The organism is Streptococcus sp. GMD6S, assembly GCF_000297015.1.
On sequence record NZ_AJRH01000361.1, the window covers coordinates 1 to 617 of the forward strand.

Annotated in this window: 1 protein-coding gene; it reads right to left on the reverse strand. The window is 42.9% G+C overall.

Annotation, left to right across the window (positions count from 1 at the left end):
* Positions 1–281: 281 nt before the first annotated feature.
* Positions 282–617: 23S rRNA (guanosine(2251)-2'-O)-methyltransferase RlmB (locus GMD6S_RS11620; protein WP_000321717.1), on the reverse strand; the 336-nt coding region annotated here is incomplete at its 5' end.

Here is a 617-nt window from a genome sequence, read left to right on the forward strand (position 1 = left end):
CAGAAAGACCTTCGCCAAGTAACAACAGCAGTTGGAGATGGGGCTATCGCTGGTCAAGAAGCTTACAAATTTATTACAGAACATAGTTAATACACTTCGAAAATCTCTTCAAACCACGTCAGCTTCGCCTTGCCGTAGGTATGGGTACTGACTTCGTCAGTTCTATCCACAACCTCAAAGCAGTGCTTTGAGCTGTCTTAAGCTAGCTTCCTAGTTTGCTCTTTGATTTTCATTGAGTATAATCATAAAAAAGTTTCCAATCAGATGACTGGAAACTTTTTTTATAGTCTATTTCGGAAAACTTCGTACATGAGAATGGCTGCAGCAACACTGGCATTGAGGCTTTGAACATGTCCATTCATGGGAATGGTAATCATCTCATCAACCTGTTTTTTGATGTTGCTAGAGATGCCTTTTCCTTCATTTCCGATGATGAGGGCGATTTTTCCTTTTGTATTCCACTTGTGGCAAGGAGTACCGTTCATATCCGTTCCAAAGGTCCAGAAGCCTTCATCCTTGAGTTTGTCTAGAGTTTGACTGAGGTTGGTCACTCGCGCAATCGGTACATGCTCAATAGCACCTGTGGCCGTTTTGGCAACGACAGGAGTCACTCCGAC